Origin of the sequence: Pseudomonas sp. 22189 (assembly GCF_052045635.1) — a bacterium.
Lineage (GTDB): Bacteria > Pseudomonadota > Gammaproteobacteria > Pseudomonadales > Pseudomonadaceae > Aquipseudomonas > Aquipseudomonas parakoreensis.
This window is the reverse complement of record NZ_JBQEPG010000001.1, coordinates 105,640-131,139: the sequence shown is the minus strand read 5'-3', so window position 1 is coordinate 131,139 and position 25,500 is coordinate 105,640. Positions and strand designations below refer to the sequence as shown.

The 25,500-nt window shown below is 58.1% G+C and carries 24 protein-coding genes and 5 tRNA genes; 10 read left to right on the top strand and 19 right to left on the bottom strand.

Translation table 11 applies throughout. From position 1 onward, the window contains the following. The first annotated feature begins 269 nt into the window (after nucleotides 1-269). Nucleotides 270-3,164, top strand: a complete 2,895-nt coding sequence (locus ACTJKS_RS00665) for a ribonucleoside-diphosphate reductase subunit alpha (protein WP_108183532.1) — start codon at nucleotides 270-272, stop codon at nucleotides 3,162-3,164. A 730-nt stretch (nucleotides 3,165-3,894) separates the two neighbouring features. Here ACTJKS_RS00665 and flgE read toward each other — a convergent pair. From flgE to ACTJKS_RS00635, 6 genes are all read right to left on the bottom strand, one after another. Next, entirely contained in the window at nucleotides 3,895-5,211 is a 1,317-nt protein-coding gene (gene flgE, locus ACTJKS_RS00660) for a flagellar hook protein FlgE (protein ID WP_041075033.1), read from the bottom strand. A 30-nt stretch (nucleotides 5,212-5,241) separates the two neighbouring features. Continuing rightward, nucleotides 5,242-5,970 (bottom strand): flagellar hook assembly protein FlgD, encoded by a 729-nt coding sequence (gene flgD / locus ACTJKS_RS00655; RefSeq protein WP_108183533.1) that lies wholly within the window; start codon nucleotides 5,968-5,970, stop codon nucleotides 5,242-5,244. Between the two features lie 15 nt (nucleotides 5,971-5,985). Then, nucleotides 5,986-6,429: a flagellar basal body rod protein FlgC gene (gene flgC, locus ACTJKS_RS00650; RefSeq protein ID WP_003227217.1), complete on the bottom strand. Its 444-nt coding sequence runs from the start codon at nucleotides 6,427-6,429 to the stop codon at nucleotides 5,986-5,988. A 3-nt stretch (nucleotides 6,430-6,432) separates the two neighbouring features. Further along, the gene (gene flgB, locus ACTJKS_RS00645; protein WP_025112931.1) at nucleotides 6,433-6,840 is read right to left on the bottom strand and encodes a flagellar basal body rod protein FlgB; all 408 of its coding nucleotides are present in this window, start codon (nucleotides 6,838-6,840) and stop codon (nucleotides 6,433-6,435) included. A 310-nt stretch (nucleotides 6,841-7,150) separates the two neighbouring features. Then, nucleotides 7,151-7,978, bottom strand: a complete 828-nt coding sequence (gene cheR, locus ACTJKS_RS00640; protein ID WP_007963053.1) for a protein-glutamate O-methyltransferase CheR — start codon at nucleotides 7,976-7,978, stop codon at nucleotides 7,151-7,153. Nucleotides 7,979-8,024: 46 nt separating this feature from the next. Further along, nucleotides 8,025-8,957 (bottom strand): chemotaxis protein CheV, encoded by a 933-nt coding sequence (locus ACTJKS_RS00635; RefSeq protein WP_041074300.1) that lies wholly within the window; start codon nucleotides 8,955-8,957, stop codon nucleotides 8,025-8,027. 82 nt (nucleotides 8,958-9,039) lie between these two features. Here ACTJKS_RS00635 and flgA point away from each other — a divergent pair, with 82 nt between their 5' ends. The 4 genes from flgA to ACTJKS_RS00615 all read left to right on the top strand — a co-directional run bounded on the left by flgA (nucleotide 9,040) and on the right by ACTJKS_RS00615 (nucleotide 11,643). Further along, on the top strand, nucleotides 9,040-9,801 hold the full coding sequence (gene flgA / locus ACTJKS_RS00630; protein WP_081755196.1) for a flagellar basal body P-ring formation chaperone FlgA: 762 nt from the start codon (nucleotides 9,040-9,042) through the stop codon (nucleotides 9,799-9,801). A 160-nt stretch (nucleotides 9,802-9,961) separates the two neighbouring features. Further along, a complete protein-coding gene (gene flgM, locus ACTJKS_RS00625) occupies nucleotides 9,962-10,288 on the top strand; it encodes a flagellar biosynthesis anti-sigma factor FlgM (RefSeq protein ID WP_041074296.1) in 327 nt (108 codons plus the stop codon). 48 nt (nucleotides 10,289-10,336) lie between these two features. Beyond that, a complete protein-coding gene (locus tag ACTJKS_RS00620) occupies nucleotides 10,337-10,804 on the top strand; it encodes a flagella synthesis protein FlgN (protein ID WP_027612275.1) in 468 nt (155 codons plus the stop codon). A gap of 92 nt (nucleotides 10,805-10,896) precedes the next feature. Then, nucleotides 10,897-11,643, top strand: coding sequence for a flagellar brake protein (locus ACTJKS_RS00615; RefSeq protein WP_041074294.1), 747 nt, complete (start codon nucleotides 10,897-10,899; stop codon nucleotides 11,641-11,643). Nucleotides 11,644-11,873: 230 nt separating this feature from the next. Here the strand turns inward: ACTJKS_RS00615 and ACTJKS_RS00610 are convergent, their stop codons facing one another. The 4 genes from ACTJKS_RS00610 to ACTJKS_RS00595 all read right to left on the bottom strand — a co-directional run bounded on the left by ACTJKS_RS00610 (nucleotide 11,874) and on the right by ACTJKS_RS00595 (nucleotide 17,055). Next, entirely contained in the window at nucleotides 11,874-13,250 is a 1,377-nt protein-coding gene (locus tag ACTJKS_RS00610; protein WP_108183534.1) for an MFS transporter, read from the bottom strand. 69 nt (nucleotides 13,251-13,319) lie between these two features. Then, nucleotides 13,320-14,561, bottom strand: a complete 1,242-nt coding sequence (locus ACTJKS_RS00605) for a glutamine synthetase family protein (RefSeq protein WP_262949473.1) — start codon at nucleotides 14,559-14,561, stop codon at nucleotides 13,320-13,322. 200 nt (nucleotides 14,562-14,761) lie between these two features. Continuing rightward, the gene (locus tag ACTJKS_RS00600) at nucleotides 14,762-15,454 is read right to left on the bottom strand and encodes a sensor histidine kinase (protein ID WP_440828789.1); all 693 of its coding nucleotides are present in this window, start codon (nucleotides 15,452-15,454) and stop codon (nucleotides 14,762-14,764) included. Beyond that, nucleotides 15,451-17,055, bottom strand: a complete 1,605-nt coding sequence (locus tag ACTJKS_RS00595) for a tetratricopeptide repeat-containing response regulator (protein ID WP_108183537.1) — start codon at nucleotides 17,053-17,055, stop codon at nucleotides 15,451-15,453. The genes ACTJKS_RS00600 and ACTJKS_RS00595 overlap by 4 nt, the downstream gene beginning before the upstream one ends. Before the next feature lie 132 nt (nucleotides 17,056-17,187). On the opposite strand from ACTJKS_RS00595, the gene ACTJKS_RS00590 reads away from it, so the two are divergent. Further along, a complete protein-coding gene (locus ACTJKS_RS00590) occupies nucleotides 17,188-18,639 on the top strand; it encodes a lysozyme inhibitor LprI family protein (RefSeq protein WP_262949470.1) in 1,452 nt (483 codons plus the stop codon). Nucleotides 18,640-18,720: 81 nt separating this feature from the next. Here the strand turns inward: ACTJKS_RS00590 and ACTJKS_RS00585 are convergent. Beyond that, a tRNA-Arg gene (locus ACTJKS_RS00585) sits at nucleotides 18,721-18,797 on the bottom strand. Nucleotides 18,798-19,091: 294 nt separating this feature from the next. Between ACTJKS_RS00585 and ACTJKS_RS00580 the strand changes: the two genes are divergently transcribed. Beyond that, nucleotides 19,092-19,322, top strand: coding sequence for a hypothetical protein (locus ACTJKS_RS00580; protein WP_041074282.1), 231 nt, complete (start codon nucleotides 19,092-19,094; stop codon nucleotides 19,320-19,322). A gap of 20 nt (nucleotides 19,323-19,342) precedes the next feature. Continuing rightward, nucleotides 19,343-19,522, top strand: coding sequence for a PA3371 family protein (locus tag ACTJKS_RS00575; protein ID WP_041074280.1), 180 nt, complete (start codon nucleotides 19,343-19,345; stop codon nucleotides 19,520-19,522). Here ACTJKS_RS00575 and phnN read toward each other — a convergent pair. Continuing rightward, nucleotides 19,497-20,066: a phosphonate metabolism protein/1,5-bisphosphokinase (PRPP-forming) PhnN gene (gene phnN / locus ACTJKS_RS00570; RefSeq protein WP_108183539.1), complete on the bottom strand. Its 570-nt coding sequence runs from the start codon at nucleotides 20,064-20,066 to the stop codon at nucleotides 19,497-19,499. The two genes, ACTJKS_RS00575 and phnN, sit on opposite strands and share 26 nt — an antisense overlap. 388 nt (nucleotides 20,067-20,454) lie before the next feature. Here phnN and ACTJKS_RS00565 point away from each other — a divergent pair, with 388 nt between their 5' ends. Next, complete coding sequence (locus ACTJKS_RS00565; protein WP_003178899.1) at nucleotides 20,455-20,781, top strand: Arc family DNA-binding protein; 327 nt, start codon at nucleotides 20,455-20,457, stop codon at nucleotides 20,779-20,781. A 147-nt stretch (nucleotides 20,782-20,928) separates the two neighbouring features. On the opposite strand, the gene mgtE is transcribed toward ACTJKS_RS00565, so the two are convergent. Then, nucleotides 20,929-22,371: a magnesium transporter gene (gene mgtE / locus ACTJKS_RS00560; RefSeq protein ID WP_007963078.1), complete on the bottom strand. Its 1,443-nt coding sequence runs from the start codon at nucleotides 22,369-22,371 to the stop codon at nucleotides 20,929-20,931. Nucleotides 22,372-22,692: 321 nt separating this feature from the next. On the opposite strand from mgtE, the gene ACTJKS_RS00555 reads away from it, so the two are divergent. Continuing rightward, on the top strand, nucleotides 22,693-23,211 hold the full coding sequence (locus tag ACTJKS_RS00555) for a cell envelope protein SmpA (RefSeq protein WP_440828788.1): 519 nt from the start codon (nucleotides 22,693-22,695) through the stop codon (nucleotides 23,209-23,211). Between the two features lie 18 nt (nucleotides 23,212-23,229). Here the strand turns inward: ACTJKS_RS00555 and ACTJKS_RS00550 are convergent. The 6 genes from ACTJKS_RS00550 to ACTJKS_RS00525 form a co-directional block, all read right to left on the bottom strand. Further along, nucleotides 23,230-23,306, bottom strand: a tRNA-Arg gene (locus tag ACTJKS_RS00550). Nucleotides 23,307-23,378: 72 nt separating this feature from the next. Next, nucleotides 23,379-23,455, bottom strand: a tRNA-Arg gene (locus ACTJKS_RS00545). A gap of 71 nt (nucleotides 23,456-23,526) precedes the next feature. Beyond that, nucleotides 23,527-23,603: transfer RNA gene (locus ACTJKS_RS00540), tRNA-Arg, on the bottom strand. A gap of 107 nt (nucleotides 23,604-23,710) precedes the next feature. Next, nucleotides 23,711-23,801: transfer RNA gene (locus tag ACTJKS_RS00535), tRNA-Ser, on the bottom strand. Nucleotides 23,802-23,863: 62 nt separating this feature from the next. Continuing rightward, a complete protein-coding gene (gene csrA, locus ACTJKS_RS00530) occupies nucleotides 23,864-24,052 on the bottom strand; it encodes a carbon storage regulator CsrA (protein WP_002554426.1) in 189 nt (62 codons plus the stop codon). Nucleotides 24,053-24,241: 189 nt separating this feature from the next. Next, complete coding sequence (locus ACTJKS_RS00525) at nucleotides 24,242-25,483, bottom strand: aspartate kinase (RefSeq protein ID WP_025112914.1); 1,242 nt, start codon at nucleotides 25,481-25,483, stop codon at nucleotides 24,242-24,244. Between the last annotated feature and the right edge of the window lie 17 nt (nucleotides 25,484-25,500).

Here is a 25,500-nt window from a genome sequence, read left to right as displayed (position 1 = left end):
AAACCGCACTTGCGGATGGCGCCGTTTTTCAGGTCGGAAACGACCGGAACGGTACGGGTGTTGCAGTCATTACTGTCATCCGGGAAGGAATCCGGCTCGAGCCCTGGCTCGCAGCCAAAAACTTCGGCAAGGATGCGGCGTCATTAGCCTTTTTCCTACTGATCCGAAGTTGTTATGCCCGACGCCCGTCGGTTGTAGTGCTTCGGACCAGAACGGTGAGCACCATGATGGTGCCCAAACAAACATAGAGAATGTGGAGATCACCCCCCATGCAAACCGACACAACTCGCGAGAACCCGCAGGGCACCTTGCCGCAGGCCGCCGATTCGAATTCGGATCTGGCCGCCACCGCGCCTGGTCAACTGCGCGTGATCAAGCGTAATGGCACTGTCGTTCCTTACACCGATGACAAGATCACCGTCGCTATCACCAAAGCGTTTCTCGCAGTTGAGGGCGGCACCGCTGCCGCTTCGTCGCGAATCCACGACACCGTTGCCCGCCTGACCGAACAAGTCACCGCGACCTTCAAGCGTCGCATGCCGTCGGGCGGCACCATCCACATCGAAGAAATCCAGGACCAGGTCGAACTGGCCCTGATGCGTGCCGGCGAGCAGAAAGTCGCTCGCGACTACGTGATCTACCGTGACGCCCGCTCGAAAGAACGCGCAGCTCATACCCCGGTCGAAGCCGCGGTCGACGCGCACCCGTCGATCCGCATCACCCGCGCCGACGGCAGCCTCGCGCCGCTGGACATGGGCCGCCTGAACACCATCGTCACCGAAGCCTGCGAAGGCCTGGCTGAAGTCGATGGCGATCTGATCCAGCGCGAAACCCTGAAAAACCTGTACGACGGCGTGGCCCTGAACGACGTCAACACCGCATTGGTGATGACCGCGCGTACCCTGGTTGAACGTGAGCCGAACTACTCGTTCGTCACCGCCCGTCTGCTGATGGACACCCTGCGTGCCGAAGGCCTGGGCTTCCTCGGCGTGGCCGAAAGCGCCACTCACCACGAAATGGCCGACCTGTACGCCAAGGCACTGCCGGCTTACATCGCCAAAGGTATCGAGTTCGAACTGCTGAACCCTGTGCTGGCCTCCTTCGACCTGGAAAAACTGGGCAAGGCGATCAACCACGAGCGCGATCAGCAATTCACCTACCTGGGCCTGCAGACCCTGTACGACCGTTACTTCATCCACAAGGATGGCGTGCGTTTCGAACTGCCGCAGATCTTCTTCATGCGCGTGGCCATGGGCCTGGCGATCGAAGAGAAGCAGAAAGAAGACCGTGCGATCGAGTTCTACAACCTGCTGTCGTCCTTTGACTACATGGCTTCGACCCCGACTCTGTTCAACGCCGGTACCCTGCGTCCACAGCTGTCGAGTTGCTACCTGACCACCGTTCCAGACGACCTGTCGGGCATCTACCACGCGATCCACGACAACGCCATGTTGTCCAAATTCGCTGGCGGCCTGGGCAACGACTGGACGCCGGTGCGTGCACTGGGTTCGTACATCAAGGGCACCAACGGCAAGTCGCAAGGCGTGGTTCCGTTCCTCAAAGTAGTGAACGACACCGCCGTAGCCGTTAACCAGGGTGGCAAGCGCAAAGGCGCTGTGTGTGCCTACCTGGAAACCTGGCACATGGACATCGAAGAGTTCATCGAACTGCGCAAGAACACCGGTGATGATCGTCGTCGTACCCACGACATGAACACCGCCAACTGGATCCCTGACCTGTTCATGAAGCGTGTCTTCGATGACGGCAAGTGGACCCTGTTCTCGCCTTCCGAAGTACCGGATCTGCACGACCTGACCGGTAAAGCCTTCGAAGAGCGCTACGAGTACTACGAAGCCCTGACCGAGTACCCGGGCAAGGTCAAGCTGTTCAAGACCATCCAGGCCAAAGACCTGTGGCGCAAAATGCTCTCCATGCTGTTTGAAACCGGCCACCCGTGGCTGACTTTCAAGGATCCGTGCAACCTGCGTAGCCCGCAGCAGCACGTCGGCGTGGTTCACAGCTCGAACCTGTGCACCGAGATCACCTTGAACACCAACAAGGACGAGATCGCCGTTTGCAACCTGGGCTCGATCAACCTGCCGAACCACATCGTCGACGGCAAGCTGGATACCGCCAAGCTGCAACGCACCGTGAACACCGCCGTGCGCATGCTCGACAACGTGATCGACATCAACTACTACTCGGTGCCGCAAGCGAAGAACTCCAACTTCCGCCACCGCCCGGTCGGTCTGGGCATCATGGGCTTCCAGGACGCGCTGTACCTGCAGCACATCGCCTACGGCTCCGACGCTGCCGTCGAGTTCGCCGACAAGTCGATGGAAGCGGTCAGCTACTACGCGATCCAGGCGTCCTGCGACCTGGCCGACGAGCGCGGCGCGTACGAGACGTTCAACGGTTCGCTGTGGTCCAAAGGCATCCTGCCGCTGGATTCGCAACAGATCCTGATCGAACAGCGCGGCCAGAAGTACATCGACGTTGACCTGAACGAAACCCTGGACTGGGCACCGGTTCGCGCCCGTGTACAGAAAGGCATTCGTAACTCCAATATCATGGCCATCGCACCGACCGCGACCATCGCCAACATCACGGGCGTCTCGCAGTCGATCGAACCGACCTACCAGAACCTGTATGTGAAATCGAACCTGTCGGGCGAATTCACCGTGATCAACCCGTACCTGGTTCGCGACCTCAAGGCTCGCGGTCTGTGGGACTCGGTCATGATCAACGACCTGAAGTACTACGACGGTTCGGTGCAGCAGATCGAGCGCATCCCGCAAGAACTCAAAGAGCTCTACGCGACCGCGTTCGAAGTGGACACCAAGTGGATCGTTGACGCCGCCAGCCGTCGTCAGAAGTGGATCGACCAGGCCCAGTCGCTGAACCTGTACATCGCCGGCGCCTCGGGCAAGAAGCTCGACGTGACCTACCGCATGGCCTGGTACCGTGGTCTGAAAACCACTTACTACCTCCGTGCCCTGGCCGCGACCAGCACCGAGAAGTCGACCATCAACACCGGCAAGCTGAACGCTGTTTCCAGCGGCGGCAACCACGGCGACGATTCGGTTCTGGCAGCTCCGGCCGGTCCGGCGCCAGTGCCAAAGGCTTGCGCGATCGACGAGCCGGATTGCGAAGCTTGCCAATAAGCTGAGCCGGGTCAGGCGTCGCGAGACGCCTGACGCTTCCAGGCAAAAGCCCCCCCCCGACAGACTTCTGGTTTGTCGGGGGTTTTCTTTTGTCCGCCATTTACCTGTAGGAGCTGTCGAGTGCAACGAGGCTGCGATCTTTTGATCTTTAGTGCTCTGCCAAAGATCAAAAGATCGCAGCCTTCGGCAGCTCCAGAGGATGAGTACATCTGGCAGGCCGCCATCGCTGGCAAGCCAGCTCCCACAGGGACTGGATGCATTCGGATAGAGAGTGGTCGGCTGGCAGGCCGCCATCGCCAGCAGGCTGGCTTCCACAGAAGAGCAAAAGCCAAGCGCGTGCTTTTCACCACTCAATCGCCGAGTGTCAGCTCGCCGAAAGCTTTTGATTTTGCCGTACCGGCCCCGTCGGCAGGCTGAGTGGAGGGATTTATCCGGGGGTGGGAGCGAAGCGACCGTTTGGCGAAGCCAAACACAGCGAGAGGAGGTGCAGCGAAGCAAACCGGAGGCGATGCCCCCGGATGAATCCCGCAGCGAAGGAACCCGAGCCTAAGCGAGGGCCGAACGTTGGGGCCAAGCGTTTTGGTTACTTTTGGGCGTCTGCAAAAGTGACTCGCCGTAAGGGCGAAACTCTAAGTAGCCGTTACCGCAGCAACGGATAAGCCCACAAAACAATAGCCCACAAAAAAGCCCCTCAAAAAGAGGGGCTCCCTTGCACAATCAGAAACCGCAATCAGGTCATCTGAATGATGGTCTGCATGATAGTGCTCTGGGTGGAGATAGTCTTGGCGTTCGCCTGATAGTTGCTCTGGCCCTTGATCAGATCCACCAGCTCGTTGGTCAGGTTAACGTTGGACTCTTCCAGCGAGTTGGACACCACCTCACCCAAGGTACCGGTTTTCGGCGCGTCGTAACCCGGGATACCCGAGGCGAACGTCTCTTTCCAACTTGTGCCGCCGACAGGCTGCAGGCCTTGCTCGTTGGTGAAGCTGGCCAGCGCAACCTGGCCGATGGCCTTGCTCTGGTTGTTGCTGAAGTTGGCGAACAGCGTACCGGTGCCGTCGATGGTCAGGTTGGTGATCTGGCCAGTGGCGTAACCATCCTGAGTCGGAATCGAACGAGCGGTATCTGCGTTGTACTGGGTGGTCTGCGCCATCGAAATGGTGATACCGGCCGGGTTCGCCGAAGCGCCGTTAGGCGTGAACGTCCCATTAACCACAGTACCCGGCACCCAGCCAGTGAGCTTCAGGTCACTGCTGATCACAGGACCTGGCAGAGTGCTGACCTGGGTCAGCTTGCCAGCGGAGTCAAACGTCATGGTAGAAGGTGTCGGCGCGGTGACCTTCGGATCGCTGCCGGTAGCGTCCGGGTTACGACCGTCTACCAGGGTGTAGACCTTCCAGGTGTTCTGGCCAGTCTTCACCACGTACTGATCCATGACGTGCGAGTTGCCCTGAGAATCATAGATCGGCGTACTGAACTGCTTGGTGTAAGTCTCAAGTTTTGACGGATCGAACTTGCCGGCCGCCACTGTGTCGTCGATCACCGGTGCCGACGAATTCAGGTTGATAGTCGAGGTCACCAGCGAGGTGGACTTCGGCGCCAGGTTGGAAGTATCGATTTTCAGGTCGGTCAGCACACCATTGATGATCTTGCCGTTGGCATCCACACCATAACCTTGCAGACGCGAGGTGTAGTCGGTGTTGGTGATGTAACCGGCATTGTCGACTTTGAACGTACCGGCACGGGTATAGGAAATCGAGCCGTTGTTGCTCATGGTGAAGAAGCCGGAACCGTTGATGCCCATGTCCAGCACGTTACCGGTGTTGTTGATGTCACCCTGGGTGAACTGCTGGGACACGTTGGCCAGACGCACGCCGTTGCCGATGACCTTGCTGCCGCTACCCAGGCGAGTGGCCGAGTAGACGTCTTCGAATTCTGCACGGGACGATTTGAAACCGGCGGTCGCGACGTTGGCGATGTTGTTGCCGGTCACGTCCAGTTGTTTGTTGGCTGCATAGAGACCGCTAAGGCCGATATTGAAAGACATATTCCACTCCTTTGTGCCGGTTAGTCGGCTCTATATACCAATGGTTTGTACTTTGGACAGGGCGACGGTGCCCTTGCCGGACAGGTTGAGCATCAACTCGCCACCGGTCTGGCTGATCGTCACGCTGTTGACCGTGGCTGGCAGGTAGGTCGCCATATCGGTCGAGGTGCCATTGATCGAGGCGTTGGCCTTGACGGTATAGGTACCGGTCTTCACCAGGTTGCCGTCCTTGTCCTTGCCGTCCCAGGTGAAGCTTGCGTTGCCTGCGGCGCGACTGCCCAGATCGATGGTGCGAACCACCGTGCCGCTGCTGTCGGTAATGCTGACCGTGCCACCGGCAATCGACGACGGCACGGTGACCGAACCGGTCATGCCTTTGCTTGGGTCGTCCAATTGCACGGTGTTGGTCTGCACGATCACGTTACGGCCAACCAGCGACGACGCCTGCAGGGCTTGCGAGGAGCTGTAGTTGCCGGCCAGCGAACTGACGGTGCTGTTGAGGGTGGTGATGCCCTCAAGGCTGCTGAACTGCGCCAACTGTGCAACGAAGGCGCTGTTGTCTTGCGGATCGAGCGGGTTCTGGTTTTTCAGCTGGGTGACCAGCAGTTGCAGGAACGCATCCTTGCCCAGGGCTTTGCCGCCAGTGGCGCTGTTGGTGGCCGAAGCAATGCCACCGGTGGTCGTACTGCTCGTTTTCTTCGAGGAGTTCGCCAGGATGTCATTCATGCTCAGGCTGCTGGTGGTATCGGAAACACTCATGGCCGTCGCCCCTTATTACTGACCGAGGGTCAGTACCTTCTGCATCATGGTTTTGGCGGTGTTCATCATTTCGGCGTTGGTCTGGAACGACCGGCTCGCGGAAATCATGTCAGCCATTTCTTCCACCACGTTGACGTTCGGGTAGTACACGTAGCCCTTGGCGTCAGCGGCCGGATGGTTCGGCTCGTAGCGTGCTTCGAGGTTGCTCTGGTCTTCGACCACGCCAAGTACCTGCACGCCCTGCCCTGCGGCGTCCTGGCTCTGGAACAGCGAGTTGCTGCCGCTGTTCTGGCCGCCCTGGAACATGGTGGCGAACACCGGGTGACGGGCGCGGTAGGTCTGGTCGATGCTCGACGAAACGGTTTCGGCGTTGGCGATGTTCGACGCCACGGTGTTCAAACGCGTGGTTTGTGCGCTCATGCCGCTGCCGGCAATGTTGAAAACGCTGGACAGGGACATGGATTACTCTCCGCGCAGGGCCGATACCAGCCCTTTGAATTTGCTGTTGAGCAGGGTGAAGCTGGCCTGGAAGCCCACGGCGTTTTCCGCGTAATTGGACTGTTCCAGCTGAGCATCCACGGTGTTCTGGTCAATCGAAGGCTGCATCGGCGTGCGATACATCAGCGACTCGTCGCCATTGCCCAGGCCTTCAGCTTCGATGTGACGGCTGTTGGTCATGTTCAGGGCGATGGTGCCGTTGGCGTTTTTCTGGCTCTGTGCTTCGAGCACTTTGGAGAAGTCCAGATCCCGAGCCTTGTAGTTCGGGGTATCGGCGTTGGCGATGTTGTTGGCCAGCACTTCAGCGCGCTGGGCACGGAAACCCAATGCCTTTTCGTGAATGCCGAGCGCTTTATCGAAGCTGATGCTCATGTCGGGAACCTTCGGGTGAGCGGTTTTTCGTACCTGAGCTTTAGCAAGCGCCGTGCCAAACACAAAAACCCGCGTAAACCGGGGCTTTGCGGGGAATCGGCAAAGCGGCAATGCCAGAAAAGCGGCAACCGGTTTCCGCTGGCTGCCGCTTTTCTGCCGCTTCGTCCTGTTAACACCTCTCCCTGTAGGAGCTGCCGAAGGCTGCGATCTTTTGATCTTGATCCCTCANCAGCTCCTACATGAAACAAAGCATCAGGCATAAAAAAGGGAGCCCTTGGGGCTCCCGATTTTGTATGCCTGATGCTTTGTTTCACTTCGCCTGGTAAATGATCCCCGGACTGCACTGAACCATCTGGTAATGATCCGGCAAACCGTTCAGCGCTTCGGACGCGCCAAGGAACAGGTACCCGCCCGGCTTCAGCGTGCTGTGAATACGCAACAGGATGTCTTTCTTCACCTCGGCGGAGAAGTAGATCAGCACGTTGCGGCAGAACACGATGTCGAACTTGCCCAGACTGGCGTAGCTGTCGAGCAGGTTGAACGAACGGAATTCCACCCGGTTCTTGATCGGCGCCTTGATCACCCAGCGCCCCGGCCCTTTCGGGTCGAAGTAACGCTGCAGACGATCGGCGGACAAACCGCGACCGATGGCCAGGCTGTCGTACTCGCCGGTCTTGCAGTTGGTCAGCATGCTGCCGGACAGGTCGGTGGCAACGATCTGCACGCCCATCTTCAACTGACCGAGGTTGCTGCGCTCGAACTCGTCGATCGACATCGACAGCGAATACGGTTCCTGACCCGACGAGCATGCCGCCGACCAGATCCGCAGACGCTGGTTGGGGCTGGCCTTGATCGCCTCGGGCAGCACCTTGTTCTTCAAGACTTCAAACGGATAGGTGTCGCGAAACCACAAGGTTTCGTTGGTCGTCATGGCATCGACCACCTGCTCGCGCAAACCGCTGCGCGGCTGGGTCTGGATGCGCTGTACCAGCTCACCCAGGGACTTGATGCCTTGCTGCTCCATCAGTTTGTTGAGACGGCTCGAGACCAGGTACTGCTTGTTTTCACCGAGCAAAATGCCACAGGCTTTTTCCAGGAAGACCCGGAACTGTTCGAAATCCAAATTACCCGTAGACAATGATGCCGCCTCTTAAATCGTGTTGACCGCCAGGGGCAGAAGGCCCCTAGCTGATATCTGCTGCTTTGATCCGGTCGACCACCCGGGATGCCAGGTCATCAGGACGGAATTTGGCCAGAAAGTCATCGGCACCGACTTTCTTGACCATCGCCTGATTGAATACCCCCGACAACGAAGTATGCAGGATGATATGAAGCTTTTGCATGCGTGGATCGCTGCGGATTTCCGCCGTCAGGGTGTACCCGTCCATCTCCGGCATCTCGATGTCGGAAATCATCATCAGGAACTCTTCTTCCGGCTTCTTGCCCTCATCGACCAGCTTGCGCAGGTAGTCCAGCGCCTGCTTGCCATCGTTCAGCGCCACCACTTCGACCCCGACCGTCTGCAGGCAGCGCGTGACCTGCTTGCGCGCCACCGACGAGTCATCGACCGTCAGCACCCGCAGCGACAACGCCTTGCTCTGGGTCTCGACATCGACCACGCCGACCGAAATCGCTTCCGGCGTCGGCGCGACTTCCGCCAGCACCTTCTCGACATCGATGATTTCGACTAACTGATTGTCGACTCGAGTCACAGCGGTCAGGTAATGATCGCGACCCGTGCCCTTGGGCGGCGGATGGATCTCTTCCCAGTTCATGTTGACGATGCGCTCCACCGAGCGAACCAGGAAACCCTGGGTCTTGGTGTTGTACTCCGTGATGATCACGAACGGACTGTTCTTGTCTTTCAACGCCCCGGAACCGGTCGCCATTGCCAGATCAAGGATCGGAATGGTCGCCCCCCGGATATTCGCCACCCCGCACACGACAGGACTGGACTTGGGCATCAACGTCAGCGACGGGCATTGCAGCACTTCCCGCACCTTGAACACGTTGATTCCGTAGAGCTGTTGACCGTCGAGACGGAACAACAACAGCTCCAGGCGATTCTGCCCTACCAGTTGCGTGCGCTGGTTCACCGAATCCATTACACCAGCCATGCCCAGACTCCTACACCAACGCCAAGTGTTGTTGCGACGCACATTCATTGCTAAACGGCACGGCGCTTGCTTTTTAACTCGTATGAACGCTCAAACGACATTTTTCCGACGCCTGACCTCCCGCACCCGCAAAGCGCTGTGCGCGACGTCTGCCGTCTGCTTGTTTTTCGCTGGCAGCCCTGCCGGTGCTGATACGGTTACCTTGCCTGACATGCTTATCGGCGTCACTCAGGGCTTTCTTGAGTTCACCGTAGAAGACTATCTGGCTACCAGTCAAACGGAAGGCCGCTACGAGATCGAGGTCAACCAGCTCGACCCGCGTATGCGCATGCCTATGTGCGACAAGGAATTGACAGCGTCGCTGGAGAGTCCTGCACGTCCGCTGGGCCGGGTTACGGTCAAGGTCCGGTGCGAGGGAAGCTCGCCGTGGACGGTGTTCGTGCCCGCTCAAGTCCGCCTGTTTCGCGAGATTGTCACCACCACCCGACCGCTGAAACGCGCCGGCATTATCGAGCCGCAAGACGTGACCTTGCGTGAACGCGACATCAGCCAGATCAATCAGGGTTTTCTGACGTCGGTGGATGAAGCCATCGGGCAGAAATTAACCCGACCAACGGTAGCCGATCAGGTGATTACTCTGGTGCATCTGGAACAGGCAGAAGTGGTGCGCAAGGGCGATCAGGTGGTCATCATCGCCCGCAGCGGCACACTTGCCGTGCGCATGCCCGGTGAAGCCCTGGCCAATGGCGGTTTGAAAGAACAGATCCGAGTGAAAAACCTCAATTCCAACCGGGTAATCAAGGCGCAGGTCATCGCGCCGGGCCAAGTGGAAGTCGCCATGTAAAACGCTCGAGCAGAAAACTGGCGCCAGCCCCGACGCTTCCCTAAACTGTGCCGCAGCAGGACACGCTTCGGCACATGCAGCTCATTGCAAAGTGAGCCTAAAGTTTTCCAGGGAATGGCCGAGAACATGGCAAGCGTCCAAATTCCCAGAGGTTTTTAACATGGTCATCGATTTCAGCCGTTTGAACAGCTCCTCGTCACTTACGGGCAGTACGCGTACCAGCAACGCCAAGGAAACCGCCGAAACCGGCACCTCCGCGCCGCTGAATACCCAGGCCGAAACGGCCGGTACCGCAAAAAGCGGGGAATCGGTACACCTCAGCAATGAGGCTCAACAGTTGCAGAAGGTCACTGACAAGCTGCGCGATCAGCCTGCCGTCGACAAAGCCCGCGTGGCCGAGTTGAAAGCAGCGATTGCCGATGGCAGCTACAAGGTCGACAGCAACCGTGTAGCCAGCAAACTGCTCAACTTCGAAGCCCAGCGCTAGGCTTTTGCCGGCGCCAGGCTTTTGGACGCTTAGAACCCAAGGCCAGCCATGCACGACACTAATTTATTGCAACTGATCACCGACGACTTTGCTCCAGCTCAACAATTGCTGGAGTTGCTGCAAACCGAGTCCCTCGCCTTGCACGGTCGCGACATGCCTCTGCTCGAAGATATTCTGGCGCGCAAACAGGCATTGATCATTCTGCTTGAACAGCATGGCCGCAAGCGCAGCGAAATCCTTGCCAGCCTCAACCTGCCGCTCGACCGCCAAGGCCTGGAGCAACTGGCCAGCCAGTCGAGCATTGGCGACCAGTTGCTGTCCCAAAGCGATGTGCTGACCGACCTGATTGCCCAGTGCCAGGCGGCCAACGTCAAGAACGGCCAGTCGATCCAGATCCAGCAGGCCGCTACGGCCAATCAGCTGAAAATCCTCACCGGGGGCGAACCGCCAGCGCTGTATGACGCCTCGGGCACTTTCGCCAAACCCACCAAGCCGCGTACGCTCAGCCAGGCGTGAGCCATTCGATGTGCCTGCACTATCAACCCGCGAAACATGCTGGCAAAATGCTGGCTAGTCGTAGTCAAATTTTGTCTGGAGATTGAGAAAACGTGCCAAACGCCCTAAGCGCGGATGATACTCCGCAGCCACCAAAGGTGCTGACCACGCCCCTGGAAATCTCCAGCAACCTGCGCCAGCTGCAAGAAAGCCACGATCCGCTGATCATCACCTTCCATGAGCGCAGCCAGCGCTTCCAGAGCTACCTGATCAAGGTTGACCGGGAAACCGCGACGATTGCCCTGGACGAAATGATCCCGCGCGATGGCGAACGTTTTCTGCAGGCGGGCGAACCGTTCAAGGTCGAAGGCTTCCACGAAGGCGTGCGCATCGCCTGGGAATGCACTGGCACGCTGAACATCGAAGAATCCGACGGTGACCGCTTCTACACCGGTCAACTGCCAACCGAAGTGGTCTACCACCAGCGCCGTAATGCCTTCCGTGCCGCGTTGAAGCTGACCGATCTGGTCAGCGTCGAACTTGGCGGCGAAAAACTCAAGGCGCCGATCAACGGCAAACTGCTGGATATTTCCGCCACCGGGTGCAAGCTGCGCTTTGAAGGCGACATCACCGACCGCCTGCAACTGGGTCAGGTCTATGACCGCATGATCGCCACCCCACTGTTCGGCAATCAACCGATCTCGGTCGAGCTGCGCTACCTGCACTTCGAAGAAAAGCTCAACATCACCTTCGCCGGCTTGCGCTTCCACAACATCAGTGGCCAAGCGGCGCGCAACGTCGAGCGCTTCGTTTATCAACTGCAGCGTGAAGCACGCCGGTTCGATAAAGACGATCTGTGATTCGCACAGGCAAATAAAAAAGGGCAGTCCCTGGCGGGACTGCCCTTTTTTATGCCAAAAATCTTTCTGCCAGCAGCGGAAACCTGTGGCGAGGGAGCTTGCTCCCGCTGGGGCGCGAAGCACCCCCACCCCTTATCTGACAAGCGGGGCCTGCTGCGCAGTCCAGCGGGAGCAAGCTCCCTCGCCACCGTTACAGTGTCTGTTTCTGAATAGCCTCACCCTCATCCGACTCAGGGTCTGGCCCCACTGATGTCCGGTGTCGGTTTATCGCCCTCATCAGCCGGATCAGGTTCAGCCACTGCTTCAGGCTGCACTTCGGGCTCCGGCTCCGGCTCCGGCGTAACCGTGGTCTGCATCTGCTCCTGCACCACCTGCTCATCCACCCGCGGATCGAGCGCGGCCACCAGCGGCGAGCTGGACATGCTGTCCGGCATCGCCACGTGATGCAGCGGTGCGTCGTCGACCTGATGCAGATTGGTCACCGCTTTCGGGCGGATGCGCCACACCAGCACCAACGCAAAGAAGCTGAAGAACGCGTACAAACTCTGACTGCCGAACAGCTTCATCAGCACGCCCGCCAGCAGCGGACCGATACTCGCGCCGACCCCGTAGGTCACCAGCAGCATCGCCGTCAGCGACACCCGGCGATCGCCCTCGACATGGTCGTTGGAGAACGCCACCGCCAGCGGATACAGGCAGAACTGCACCAGCGAACAAAGGAAGCCGACCACGAACAGCACCTCAAGCGGCACCTGCGGCAAGACCGCCAACGGCAACGCCGCCACCGCGAGGAATCCGGCAAAACAACGAATCAGCAGCGCCCGGTCATAACGGTCGGACAACCAGCCCAACGGCCACTGCACCAGCAGCCCGGCAAAAATGCAGCTCCCCATGAACAGACCGACCTGCTCGGTCGACAGCCCCTGCTGCGACGCATACAACGGCGCCAGACCGTAAAACGAGCCGATGATCAGGCCTGCGCCGAGCACCGTGCTCAACGACTGCGGCACGCGTTTGATAAAGAAGCGCGGCTCCATCGGGGCCGGATGCAGCGGCGCCGGGTGAATCCGCCGGGTCAGCGCCACCGGCACCAGACACAGGGCAAAACACAGCGCGACCAGCATCAGCAGCTCCAACCCCAGGCCTGGGTGCATGACCAGAATCAACTGACCGAGCACCAGCCCCAGATACGAAGCGATCATGTAGCCGCTGAACACCAGCCCACGCTGGTTGGCGTCGGCCTGCTCGTTGAGCCAGCTCTCGATCACCATGTATTGGCACATCATGCCCAGACCGACGATGGTCCGCAGCACCAGCCACGCCGGCAGCCAGTCGACCAGGCCATGCCCGAGCACCGCCGCGCCGACGATCCCCGCACACGCCGAATACGCTCGAATGTGTCCGACACGGGCGATCAAGCGGTGACCGATCTTGCCGCCCAATACCAGACCAAAGTAGTTGGCTGCCATCAGCGCACCCACCCACAACCCATCGACATGGTCAGCGGCCAGGCGCAATGCCAGGTAAGTAGAAAGAAGGCCCGAGCCGATCAACATCATCAGCGAGGCGAAATACAGCGCTCGAAAGGATTTCCAGATTTGGCGCATCGGCGTTCCGAGCGGCTCCTTGCAGTGAGTATCGGACTATCAAGACGATAGCCCGACGGCGACAGTTCGTCAGGCCTGGGCTGCTAGAACACGCCGTTCCCAGGGAGTGATTTCATCAAAGAAGCTGGTCAACTCCATGGTCTTCGAAGCGATGTAGCCTTCGATGAACTCCTGTCCGAACAGTTCCCTGGCCAATTGGCTACGTTTCAGACGCTCGAGCGCGGCATGCAAGGTACACGGCAGCGAAAGATTGTCCGGCACTTCGAATTCGCCCTGAATCGCCGCACTCGGCTCCAGCTCATGCTCGATGCCATGCAAGCCGGCGGCCAGACTCGCGGCAATCGCCAGATACGGGTTGGCATCGGCGCCAGGCAGACGGTTTTCCACGCGTCGAGCCACCGGCGAACTGGCCGGAATCCGCAACCCTGCGGCGCGGTTGTCATGGGACCAGCAGGCATTGTTCGGCGACGCATACGGGTGACACAGACGCTGATAGGAGTTCACGTTCGGCGCGAACAGCGCAGTGAAATCCGCCATGCCCGCCTGCTGCCCACCGATGAAATGGCGGAACATCGCCGTCGGCTGGCCATTCTCGTCACTGAACACGTTGTTGCCGGTGGCGATCTCGACCAGGCTCTGGTGAATGTGCATCGAACTGCCCGGCGTGTGCGCCAGCGGCTTGGCCATGCACACTACGCTCAGACCATGCTTGAGCGCGACTTCCTTGAGCAGGTGTTTGAACAAGAAGGTCTGATCGGCGAGCAACAGCGGATCACCGTGCAGCAAGTTGATCTCGAACTGGCTGACGCCCATTTCATGCATGAAGGTATCGCGCGGTAGACCGAGGGCCGCCATGCATTTATAGACTTCGCTGAAGAACGGCCGCAGACCGTTATTGGAACTGACGCTGAACGCCGACTGCCCATCCTCGCGGCGCCCGTCGAGGCCGACTGGCGGACGGAACGGCTGGGTCGGATCGGTGTTCGGCGCGAAGACGAAAAACTCCAGCTCGGTCGCCACCACCGGCGCCAAGCCACGTGCGGCGTAACGGGCGATGACTTTCTTGAGTTGGCCACGGGTCGACAGGTTTGAGCTTTCGCCGCTCAGTTCGTCAGCATCGCAGATGGCCAGGGCGCGTGGCTCGTCGCTCCATGGCAAGGGATGAATCATGCTCGGCTCGGCGACCAGCGCCAGGTCACCGTCATCGCTGCCGTAAAACCGCGCCGGCGGATAACCGCCCATGATGCATTGCAGCAGCACCCCCCGCGCCATCTGCAAACGCCGCCCTTCGAGGAAACCCTCGGCGGTCATCACCTTGCCGCGCGGCACGCCGTTCAAATCCGGCGTGACACATTCAATCTCATCAATGCCGGTCAGTCGCTGCGCGAGTGAACGCTGGCCATCGGTTGTCATGACGCAATCCTTGTTATTGTGCGAGCCGCGAACGGCGACCCGTACAAAATAGGCTCCGGCTGTTCGGAATATCAAGCAGCGTCAAACAAAAACCCGAGTCACGGCAGGTAAAGGCTGAACACCCCGCCCCCCAATGGCCCGCCATTACGAATTTCGGTGTGCCCGACCACGCCGTTGCGCTGATGCAACGCAGCAATGCGGTTGGCGAAATACAGGCCCAGACCCGTGCTGCCGCTGCTGTGATTGATGCTCTGCACGTAATCCGCCTGACGCTCGAGCATCTCGGCCGGGTAACCGTCACCGTCATCATTGATGCTCAACACCAACTGCCCGGCTTCGTCGCTGACAGTGATCAGCAGCGACTCGCGGGCATAACGAATGGCGTTGTTGATGCAGTTGCCCAACACCGACGCAACCAACTCACGATCGAAGAAACCCAGCGGGCTCAGCGGATCGACTTCATAGGTGGCGATAATCCCGCGACTGGCGAACACCTCTTGGTGCGATGCCAGTTGCGCCTCGATGAAATCATCCAGCTCGTGATACGCCGGTTGCAGCGGCAACTGGTTGACGCCGAGCTTGTACAGCCCAAGCAACTGCACCAGCATGCCGTTGAGGTGGGCAAACTCGAAGTCGATCACGCCCTGCTCCGCCCCTCCACGCTGCCCCTCGGGCAAACGCGCCAACCACTGGCTATGGGCCTGCGTCAGCATCGCCAGCGAGTTCTTCATGTCGTGAACGGTGGAGGCGATCACCGTGGAAAAATCCAGCGCCTGCTCGTCTTGGTTCATTCGCCAAACGCCTTGCTTTTCAGCTTCTGATAACGCGCATAACGCGCGTCGGTGTCGGGCATCAGGCCGACCATTTTCAGGCAGGCCCGACATTCTTCCAGTTCCGCCGACGGCACACTGGTGTCGGTGCCGTGCAGCAGAGACTGGGCCATGTTCAGCGCGATACTGATGTTCTTCGGTTGCATCTTCAGCGCCTTGCGGAACACCTCGCGGGCTTCCACCAGGTTGCCGGTCTTGTACACGCGCACACCCTGCCGGTTGAGGTCGGCAGCAGCGTTGCTCGAACTGAGGATAGTCGGGTCGTCGGTGAGCTTGGCGATGTCTTTCATCACCGCCGGATCGTCACCGTAGATCTCCGCACAGCTCTTGAGCATCGAAGTGCCTGCCTCGGCCTGACCAAGCATCTGCAATTGCTTGGCGACCAGCAGCGCCGCTTCAGGGCTCATGAACTGCTCCATGCCGTCGAGGCGCATCAGCGCTTGTTCGGTGAGCTTGTCGGCGGTTTCGGCATCGTTGAGCAACAGACTGGTGGCCTTCATCAGGCGCGCACGGATCTGCAGGCCCGGGTCCGACGGGTTCTCTTTGGCGACGGCGCTGAGCGTGGTGTTGATCTCCAGCCGCGTGCGCGTATCGAGACCGCGTTCACTGCCCTTGCTGATCAAGGCATGGGCCAGGCCAAGATTGCTTTCCGGGTCCTTGAAGCGCGACTGCGCCCCCTGCGCCACCGCCTGCCGATAGGCCCGGGACGCGGTGTCGAAATCTTCGTTGGCCATCGCCAGCTTGCCGAGCAACGCTTGCCGGCGCACCGCCAGCGGCGACAAGCGAATCGCCTCTTCCAGCACCCGCTGCGCGCCTTTGGTATCGCCCTCGGCGACCAGCACATCGGCCATGCCGTCGTACAGCGCCGGCATCATCGGGAACACTTTCAGCGCTTTTTCGTAAACAGCTTTGGCCTGCGCCACTTGCCCACGCTTGAACAGCAACTTGCCCAGCCCGGCAAACGCCCACGGCAACGGCCGGTCAGCGATGATGCTGTCATAGAGGCGTTCGAGCGCTTCGTTCTGGTTCATGTCGCGCAGCGCATCGGCGCGATAACGCAGGCACAGCGGCGAATAACGGATGTCCTGCTTGCACAGCGCAATGCAGGCATTGAGCACCTCAACCGGCTTGCCGCGATCAAGGGCTTGCAGAATCGGTTTGAGCAACGTTTTGCGCTGCTCCAGACGCTCCAGGCGCTGGGCCAGACCGGAACGGTTGAACGGTTTGGTCAGGTAAGCATCCGGCTCGTGCTCCAGGGCGCTGAGCACCATGGCCTGACTGGTCTCGGCCGTGACCATGACAAACACCGCTTCATGGCTGATGAGCTTTTCCGACATCAGATCTTCCAGCACCTGCTGACCGTTCTTCTTGCCGTCGCCGAGATGGAAATCCTGCAGAATGAAATCATAGGACTTCTGCGCGCACATCTTCAGCGCCTGCTCGCCGGTATCAGCGGTGTCCACGTCCTTGACCCCCAGCTCGCGCAGCATAGAACGTACGGAACTGCGGAAATCCGAGAAATCATCGACGATCAGAAAACTCTTTTGGTGATACGACAGCATCGAGGATTTCCAGGCAATTGAAATAGGTGAACCGGGGGCGTTTTCACAGGCGCGCTGATGATAGCTGGAGGCCAAATGCTATCAAGCGATTTCGCGCGAGTCTGAGGTCGCCGAAGGAGTTATCGGCAAGGAGTGGGGTTCTCTGAAGTGGAGGGGTTCAAGATTCCTTGTGCAGCGATTACCCTGCGCGCCGGGTCATCTTTTCACTACAGGGTTTATCTCGTGTACATCAAAGGACGTTGCATCGTGTCCGCCTGTGCGCTGCTGTTTTTCCAGCAGGCAATGGCGGGCGGAATGGATTGTGCAAAAGCGGCGAGTGCCGTAGAGAAGGCTGTTTGTGCGGATAAAGGGTTGTATGCGCTGGATGCGCAGATGGGTGCTGCATACAGCAAACTCATGAAGTCAGCGCCAGATAAAACGGCCGAGCTTAAAGGCACTCAGCGCCTTTGGCTAAAGACCCGCAATCAATGCGTTGAAAATGTCAGTTGCCTTAATCAGCGCTATCGCGAACGGCTCGAATCGTTACAAACGGAATGGATCGATACGCTGGCGTACTTGCCCGACGAGATAGACAGGCAGGCGATGGTCGAGCTGCACCAACGTATCGAGGCGGCGAGCAAGGTTGATCCCGAGTTTGCTCTGGAAAAGACTCTAGGTGCATTCACGGTAAGCCTTGATAAAACTTCGTTTGCCGGTGTTCCCGATGATGATGAGCAAACGCACTTTCCCGAAACGATCCCGAAAGGAGTGAGCCAAGATGAATGGAAGGCATTGAATGCATCCAACATCACAGGTGCCTCTGAAATGGGTCAAACGACTTACATCCTTACCGACCTGGATGGCGATGGATTGCGCGACCTGATCGTTGAAACCTACTCAGGCGGCACCGGGTTGTTCTGGTACACCGAAACCTGGCGCGGGACAGGAAGCAGGTTCACCAGACGAGGTGCCGAAGCTGCTCCCGAAACCAACGCCGAGACCACCCTTTTCTACACCAATGATCGCGGCGCCAACCAAGCGGTCAACTGGATCAAGGTGCATGACAGAATTTACGCCGCCTATCGAGATGGCGCTTACGGTGTTGATAAGGTCTATCTGCTCAACCCCCTGCGGATCAATCATCAGGTCCCCACGATAACGGTGCAGTATGGTTATGAACTGAACGTGCCTCGCACTCAGGCGAATCAGGACAATCCGACAGCCTATGAACTGGCCCCCACCGTACAAAAGGCACTCATTCTAGGTTTATCCAAGATAAGAAATACGGAGTCGAAGAACTCGGCCCCCATCTGCCCAATCCCCTCATCGGGCCCGGGGGACGATGACTATTACAGCTACGGCGCAAGTTATTACGCGATTGAACCCGTCGCCGATTTCCCGGTGATCATCGGCGACGACTGCTTTATCGCCAGACTGATCAATTGGTTTGGTAGCTACGATGAAAAAGTCGGGCTATTTGCGCAACTGGCGTTGAGAAAGCCGGGATCAGAAGATCAGGCACAAAGCTATACCGTCAACGGGCGCCGCCACATAATTCAAGTAAGCATCTCAATAGGTAAAGCCGAGGGTGGCGCGGCAAACTAGCCAGCAGCAATGAAACGAAAAAGCCCCGCCAGATCATCCTGTGCGGGGCTTTTTTGCGAGCCTTGGCGAGGCTCTGAATAATGGTGTCCCAGGGCAGGTTCGAACTGCCAACCTTCCCCTTAGGAGGGGGATGCTCTATCCAATTGAGCTACTGAGACACTGAGTTGTCGCGGCCGGACACGGCGCGACGGACGGCGTGCATGTTAACGGCCAGCCCTTGATTTGTCATGTCGTCCATGGGTTTTTTAAGTGTAGGCAGGCGCCTTGCAATGCTGCGGGAACATTTACCGTGCAATTTGCATTGCCGCAAAAAGCCATCATTGCAGATTGCAACCCGACACTTGGTAAAAACCCTTCCAAATGCTTGTTTTTAAAGGACTTCACAGCGGTTAGACTGTTGGCACGCCGGGTGCTTTGTCTGTTCGTATAACAGAACAAACGGAGTCCGCCCCATGAACAGCACTCTCTTGCTTGCAAACGCAATCGCACTGGCGGTTTTGGTTGGCTTTCATTTTGTTCCAGAGCGTGCTGAACCGGTGGCTCAGCGTATGCCGCATTACTTACAGGTGCAGAGAGCGCCGCAGTTGGCGGTGCTGAGCGATCAGGGCGACTTCGCGGCGCAGGCAGTCAATGAGCCTGAGCAAGCACTGCCGACGCGCGACACCGAACGTCTGGTTTTTTGAAATATCTTCAGGAGTACAGCATGTCCAAATCAGCCGCAGGATTTCTGATCCTCGCCTTATTGACTGGCGTTGTGCATTTTTCGCTGTTCGAGGAAACCGAAGTCACCCTGCCGCTGATTGGCTGCGGCGTGTTTGCAGTGTTGTTTGTGCTGGCCCTGGTGGCCGGGCGCAAGATCAAGTTTGATCCGGTACTGCGTTAAGCCGGATCAAGTCCAGCAGTTGCTTGACGGCGGCTGCCAAGTCGCCCGAATTGTCGATCAGATGCACGGGCAAGTCAGTGGCCCTTCTATCCTTGAACTGCGCATTGCGCGCCAGCCTCGCATCAATCTGCTCAGGTGTTTCCCGGCCGCGCCTGAGCAGGCGTTCACGCAAAACCTCATCTTTGACCGTCAGCAGCACCGGCAGCAATGTCGGATAGCGCTCATGCGCCTGACGCAAATTGGCCCGTGAGCCATTTACCAGCACGGATCGCCCTGCACGCAACCGTTCATCCATTTCTGCCGGAATCCCATAAGCCAGCCCATTGGCGTGCCAGGAAAGCGAGAAATCCCCGGCCTGCTGACGTCGTTCGAATTCTTCGGGCGTTACGCCGATGGCATCCTCTCCCACCGATTCCGCTGATCGGGTAATCACCCTGCGGATGATTTCGCAGTTCAACTGGCGCAATGGCTCACGCGCGGCCTCGATCAGGCTGTCCTTGCCTGAACCGGAAGGTCCCATCAGATAAATAAGCCTGCCATCCATCCTGAAAACGCCCTCCAATGGGGGTTTGCCCTAGTAAATCGGCAAATTGCCACTATCCTGTACAAGTAGGGATCAAGGATTGAAAGCCGCATAGCATGCACGTTCTGACGTCTTCGGACATCAATAGATGTGCAACAGGAAGCGGCCAGTGATGCGGGCCAAGGCAAAGTTTTCAAACCAGTCCGCATTTCTGATAATTGGTGCTGGCATTACGCCTTTACCCAGCTCAATATTTGTCACAGAATTGACGCCAATGATCTGGCAATTTTGAGGCATGATGCGGGCCTCTTAACAATTCAGGTTGAACCATTTGGCGCGGATGCTTGTCCTATCACACATCCTGCGGCCAATCCCGAGAACCGCTCCCCTGAACTAACCGGTTAAATATATGCGCCCATTGAAACAGGCAATTTATTCCAGCCGTACGGCTGACAAGTTTGTCGTACGTCTGCCAGACGGAATGCGTGAACGCATTGCCGAGGTGGCTCGCAATCATCATCGCAGCATGAACTCCGAAATCATTGCGCGCCTTGAGCAGAGTCTTATTCAGGAAGGCGCACTGGGCGAAGAACTGAGCATGCGCCTGGACAGTCCGGAGCTGTCGCTGCACGAGCGTGAGCTGCTGCAACGCTTCCGTCAGCTGTCGCACCGTCAACAGAACGCTCTGGTGTCGCTGATTGCTCACGACGCCGAGATGGCCGCAGACGCGTCCTGAGTAACACCGAACATCTCAAGCCAGCTTAAGTGCTGGCTTTTTTTTGCCTGAAATCTACCCCCTCGCCACAGATCAATACACAAGCACAGATAACTATACAGGCACAAAAAAGCCCGCCATTTCGGCGGGCTTTTGCATGGTGGCGAATCAGAGCAGAAAGATCGTCGCCAACCCCAGGAAGATGAAGAAGCCACCGCTGTCCGTCATGGCCGTGATCATCACGCTGGCGCCCATCGCCGGGTCGCGGCCCATCTTGGCCAGTGTCATTGGGATCAACACCCCCATCAGCGCCGCGAGCAGCAGGTTGAGGGTCATCGCCGCCGTCATCACCACGCCCAGCGACCAACTGCCGTAAAGCAGGTAGGCGACCACACCGATCACCCCGCCCCAGACCAGACCGTTGATCAACGCTACCGCCAACTCCTTGCGCATCAGTCGTGAGGTGTTGCCGGTACTGACCTGGTCCAGCGCCATGGCGCGCACGATCATGGTAATCGTCTGGTTACCGGAGTTCCCCCCGATACCCGCCACGATCGGCATCAGCGCCGCCAGCGCCACCAGCTTCTCGATCGAGCCTTCGAACAGACCGATCACCCGCGACGCGACAAAGGCAGTGATCAGGTTGATTGCCAGCCACGCCCAACGGTTGCGCAGGGATTTCCAGACGGAGGCGAAGATGTCTTCCTCTTCGCGCAGACCCGCCATGTTGAGGACTTCGCTTTCGCTCTCCTCACGAATCAGGTCGACCATTTCGTCGATGGTCAGACGGCCGATCAGTTTGCCGTTCTTGTCGACCACCGGGGCCGAGATCAAGTCGTAACGCTCGAACGCCTGAGCAGCGTCATAGGCGTCCTCGTCCGGGTGAAAACTCACCGGATCGCTGGCCATGACTTCAGCCACCTGTTTCTCGGGGTCGTTGACCAGCAGACGCTTGATCGGCAGTACGCCCTTGAGCACGCCGTCGTAATCGACCACGAACAATTTGTCGGTGTGGCCCGGCAGTTCCTTGAGACGACGCAGGTAACGCAAAACCACTTCGAGGCTGACGTCCTCACGGATGGTCACCATCTCGAAGTCCATCAGCGCACCGACCTGCTCCTCGTCATAGGACAAGGCCGAACGCACGCGCTCGCGTTGCTGCTGGTCGAGCGTTTCCATCAGCTCATGGACGACGTCTCGCGGCAGCTCGGAGGCCAGGTCAGCAAGTTCGTCGGCGTCCATGTCCTTGGCCGCAGCCAGGAGCTCGTGATCGTCCATGTCGGCGATCAGCGTTTCACGAACGGAATCGGATACTTCGAGAAGAATGTCGCCGTCGCGATCAGCCTTGACCAGCTGCCAGAGCGTCAGACGGTCGTCCAGCGGCAGGGCTTCAAGGATGTAGGCAACGTCGGCGGAGTGCAGATCATCGAGTTTGCGTTGCAGTTCGACGAGGTTCTGCCGGTGAACCAGGTTCTCGACCCGGTCGTGATGCGCGCCTTCCTGGCGATGAGTCAGGTCTTCGACGACCTTTTGGCGCTGCAGCAGCTCAACCACCTGAGCCAGGCGATCCTGCAGGCTTTCCTGGGTTTTCTTTACTTCGATTTCGGACATAGGCGAACTCCACTCCCAGCAGCGGGGCACGCCGGAAGGATCAATCAGTCAATTCATGATTGGTGAAACGGGCTACTGAGTAACTACTGGGTAAGTCCATGGAGGTTTTCCATAAGCCCCGGCGGGGCTGACGGGCGCAATGATACACCGCCTGACGGTTTTAAACGTTAAAAAATCGCGGTCGAAACAAGTGCTTGCGCGACAAAGTTGAGCGCTGTCCTGACCCGTGCAGATGCGACGACTCATCTTGAAAAGAAAACACACCGGCGTTGAAAAATGTAGCGACTACCCTTGAGCGTAGACCGTCACGGAGGACGTCGAATGCTATCCAGAACATCCCGTTTTGTAGTCGCCAGCCTGCTCTGCCTGCCACCCGCCGGGGCCGCTACCACCCTTCACCGATGCGAAGCGCCCGACGGCGGCATCACCTTCACCAGCCTGAGTTGTGCCAACGATGAACAGCTCTCGGTGCAGCAGGTTCACCCTTACATGCCCGGCTCCGTCGTGCCGATCATGCCGGAACACAATCACGAAGAAATATCCGGCATGGCAATCAAGGGACGTGAACCAGGCATCGTTGGCCGCCTGGAGGACAAATGCGGCAACCTGATCAATGCCAGGCAGCGCCGCGAAGCGATCATCAATCGTCGCGTTATCGCCGGTATGAGCCAGCGGGATGTCGAGAGCGCTCTCGGCAAACCGGACAAGGTGAATATTCGAACGTCGACAACGAGCTATCGCTATGACCTGAAACGAGGCCGTAGTGCTCAAGTCGATTTTGATGAGAGGGGATGCGTGAAAGGAAAAACCAAATCGCAGACAACAAAAAGCCCGCGTTAAACGCGGGCTTCTTGAATATGGTGCACTCGACAGGATTCGAACCTGTGACCGCTCGGTTCGTAGCCGAGTACTCTATCCAGCTGAGCTACGAGTGCATTTTGTGTTTTTAAACCAGACCACAACTGGCTGAAGCCAAGTTACCTGCATCACTGCAACTAACTCTTAAATGGTGCACTCGACAGGATTCGAACCTGTGACCGCTCGGTTCGTAGCCGAGTACTCTATCCAGCTGAGCTACGAGTGCATTTGTGTTTTTTGACCAGACCACAACTGGCTGAAGCCGAGTTCTTTATATCGCTATAAACAACTCTTAAATGGTGCACTCGACAGGATTCGAACCTGTGACCGCTCGGTTCGTAGCCGAGTACTCTATCCAGCTGAGCTACGAGTGCATTTGTTGCGCCGCATTATAGCCCGTCTAATCTCTATTCCAACCACTTTTTCTAATAAATTCAACAACTTACAGAAAAAGCCAGATTACAACGTACTAAGCAAATAATGGCGGAGAACGGGGGATTCGAACCCCCGACACCCTTTTGAGGTGTACTCCCTTAGCAGGGGAGCGCCTTCGGCCACTCGGCCAGCTCTCCGCAACACGGGGCGTATATTAACCACCTTCTTCCCCGTTTGCAAACATAAAAATCGATAAAAATTAATGGCTTGGTTCTTCGTCCTTCTCTTTCTTTATACGCAGGTAAATTTCCTCACGGTGCACGGCAACCTCTTTCGGGGCGTTGACGCCGATACGCACTTGATTTCCTTTGACGCCGAGCACGGTCACGGTGATTTCGCCATCACCGATAATCAGGCTTTCTGCGCACCGACGAGTCAGAATCAGCATACCTTTCTCCTCACGCATTTCATTTCAGGGACAACAGTCTGCAAAAAAAAGGCACCCGACCTACAACCGGAGCGATCGTAGCCCTACATGCCTGAGTATTGACCAGCGCGAGCAAAAGAACAGTTCAGGGGGCTCGCGCCATTCAAAAAATAAAGGGCGCGGTCAGACCGCGCCCTTCAGGTGACCGGATTACTCGCCCTGACGGGCCGGAGCGTCCAGTTCGAAAGCCGTGTGCAGGGCGCGCACAGCCAGTTCCAGATATTTCTCTTCGATCACCACGGAAACCTTGATTTCCGACGTCGAGATCATCTGGATGTTGATGCTTTCCTTGGCCAGGGATTCGAACATGCGGCTGGCCACGCCTGCGTGGGAACGCATGCCGACGCCGACGATCGAGACCTTGGCAATCTTGGTATCGCCTACGACTTCACGGGCACCGATCTCGCGAGCGGTGTTTTCCAGCACGGTCTGTGCGGCCTGGTAGTCGTTGCGGTGCACGGTGAAGGTGAAGTCGGTGGTGTTATCGTGCGCGACGTTCTGCACGATCATGTCGACTTCGATGTTCGCGGCACTGATCGGGCCGAGAATCTTGAACGCCACGCCCGGGGTGTCTGGCACGCCACGGATGGTCAGCTTGGCTTCATCGCGGTTGAAAGCGATGCCGGAAATGATCGGCTGTTCCATGGTTTCCTCTTCATCAATAGTAATGAGGGTACCCGGACCCTCCTTGAAGCTGTGCAGTACGCGCAGCGGAACGTTGTACTTGCCGGCGAACTCCACCGCACGGATCTGCAGCACCTTGGAACCGAGGCTGGCCATTTCCAGCATCTCTTCGAAGGTGATCTTGTCCAGACGCTGAGCGACTGGCACCACGCGCGGGTCAGTGGTGTAGACACCATCGACGTCGGTGTAGATCTGGCACTCGTCAGCCTTCAACGCAGCCGCCAGTGCCACGCCCGTGGTGTCGGAACCGCCACGACCGAGGGTGGTGATGTTGCCGTGCTCGTCGACGCCCTGGAAACCGGCGACAACCACCACGCGACCTGCTTTCAGATCACCGCGAATCTTCTGGTCATCAATCTGCAAGATACGCGCTTTATTGTGCGCACTGTCTGTCAGGATCCGCACCTGATTACCGGTGTACGACACCGCCGGCACACCGCGCTTGATCAGTGCCATGGCCAACAGGGCAATCGTCACCTGCTCACCGGTGGAAACGATCACGTCCAGCTCACGCGGAACCGGTTGCACGTCGCCACTGATTTGCTTGGCCAGATCGATCAGACGGTTGGTTTCGCCGCTCATTGCAGACAGCACAACCACCAGGTCATCGCCGGCATCGCGGAATTTCTTAACCTTGTCGGCGACCTGCTCGATTCTCTCGACAGTGCCGACCGAGGTGCCTCCAAATTTCTGTACGATCAAAGCCATTTCAAAGCCGCCTCTGC